This window comes from Flavobacterium sp. (genome assembly GCF_029242675.1).
Classification (GTDB): domain Bacteria; phylum Bacteroidota; class Bacteroidia; order Flavobacteriales; family Flavobacteriaceae; genus Flavobacterium.
In genome coordinates, this window is sequence record NZ_JAQWTM010000187.1 from 1 (window position 1) to 2,323 (window position 2,323).

The window sequence follows — 2,323 nt, forward strand, 5'->3', positions numbered from 1 at the left end:
CAATGATTTCGGCATTATTTTTAAAACCTACGAAAAATCAGAGTAGTTGGTTCGCCAAATTTGAAAATAAGATTGATAGGTTAAGCGATAAAATTATGAATGGTTTAAATCGTGCGTATCTACCATTACTAAATTTTGCATTGCGCTTTAAAGCTGGTGTTATTTCTGCTGCAGTTGTACTATTATTTATTGCAGGCTTCATTTTTAGCACTATGGGAGGAGAATTTATTCCTAAATTTGATGAAGGAGATATCGCAATGCAGGCGTTGATAAAACCGGGTAGTAGTCTTACCGAATCCATTGAAGCTTCAAAAAAGCTTCAAAATATCATTAACAAATTTCCAGAAGTTAAAACAGTAATTTCTAGAATTGGGGTTGCCGAAATTCCCACAGACCCGATGCCAATGGATATCGCCGATAGTTATATTATACTTGAAAAAGACAAAAGCAAATGGACTTCGGCAGATACCAAAGCAGAACTCATAGAGAAAATTCAGGAAAAAATTTCAGTGATTCCCGGTGTCAATTTTGTGTTTTCGCAACCTGTCGAACTTCGTTTTAATGAATTGTTAACTGGCGTTCGGTCAGATGTGGCGATAAAATTGTACGGCGAGGATTTAGGCGTTCTTGCTGATAAAATTCAGGAAATCGCTGCGGTCATCAGAACCGTTCCCGGTGCAGCAGACTTAAATGTGGAAGCCACCAGTGGCTTACCACAAATGACCGTGGTATACAACCGTGCAAAGATGGCACAATACGGCGTAACCGTTGACAAACTAAATGATTATGTGAGTTCAGCCTTTGCAGGAGAAAAAGCAAGTGTCATTTTTGAAGGTGAAAAGAGATTTGATGTAGTTATTCGTTTAGCAAAAGAATTTAGAACTGATATCACTAGCCTTAAAAATCTTTACATCGATTTGCCAAGTGGCGCACAAGTACCATTAAAGGAAGTAGCTGACATCAGTTACAAACCTGGTCCGATGCAAGTTTCAAGGGACAATACCTACCGCCGTATTTCGGTAGGTGTAAATGTTCGTGGACGTGATGTCAAGTCGATGGTTGAAGAAATTCAGCAAAAACTGGAAACCGAAGTTAAATTACCTCCTGGTTACTATGTAACTTACGGTGGTTCATTTGAAAATTTACAACGAGCTACAGACCGCCTAATGATTGTGGTACCTATAGCATTATTCTTAATATTTATATTACTCTACTTCGCCCTCAATTCATTTTCACAATCCATAATGATTTATATGGCAGTACCATTAGCAGCCATAGGTGGTGTAATCGCCTTATGGATACGTGGTATGCCTTTCAGTATTTCAGCCGGCGTTGGGTTTATTGTCCTCTTTGGAGTTGCAGTACTGAATGGATTGGTCCTGATAAATAAATTCAACGAACTAAAAGAAAGCGGAATGACTAATCTAAAAGACAGAATATACGAAGCTACACACGAACGTTTGCGACCTATTTTACTTACGGCAACAGCAGCCATCATGGGCTTTATACCAATGGCGGTTTCGACCTCTGGAGGTGCCGAAGTACAACGACCTTTGGCAACGGTAGTCATTGGTGGACTGCTTACCGCAACATTTTTAACCTTAGTCATTCTACCGGTTCTTTATTATTTGCTAGAAGCACGAAAAGAGAAAAAAGGTAATGATAACGATATAAGCTACATCAATAAAAGCACTGCAGTAGTTACTATACTTGTTTTGTTAGGAGGTGTGTTCACTTCTGGAAACAGCTTTGCACAGGAAATAAAGCAGGGCAATGCACTTTCAACGACTATTTCATTGGAAGAAGCTATAGCAATGGCAAAGCAAAATTACCCTTCTCTTAAAGAAAGTCAAGCGTTAATAGAACGGGAACAGGCTATGAAAGGCACAAGTTTTGACTTGGGTAGTACCTCTTTATATACTGGTATGCAAGACCAAGGCCTGCAACAAGGAACACTGCGTACCTTTGGGATACAACAGGGAAATATTGATTTGCTTTCGGGTTTTTCAAAATCGAAGTTTTACAAACAACGTATTGCTTTAGGCGAAAAATTCTATGCGTTAAATGAACAACAGCTAGTTCGAAATGTGATGCAGGCTTACGACCAGATAAATTACAATAAGGCTCAACTGCTTTTTGCGGAACAATTAGATAGTGTGTATGCCAATTTTAAGACCGCTGCACAATTACGCTATGGTACAGGTGAAACAGGTAAATTAGAATTCATTTCCGCTTCTACGGAATACCAGCAAATTCAGGTACTTCGACAACAGGCAAACGACGATATTGAAATTGCCAAACGTGCTCTAAAACAATATTTAGG

Annotated in this window: 1 protein-coding gene; it reads left to right on the top strand. The window is 39.0% G+C overall.

Features of this window, described 5'->3' with window-relative positions; genetic code table 11:
• Window positions 1-2,323, top strand: a 2,323-nt coding sequence (locus P8M54_RS07225; protein WP_300286705.1) for an efflux RND transporter permease subunit, incomplete at both ends; no start/stop codon positions are given.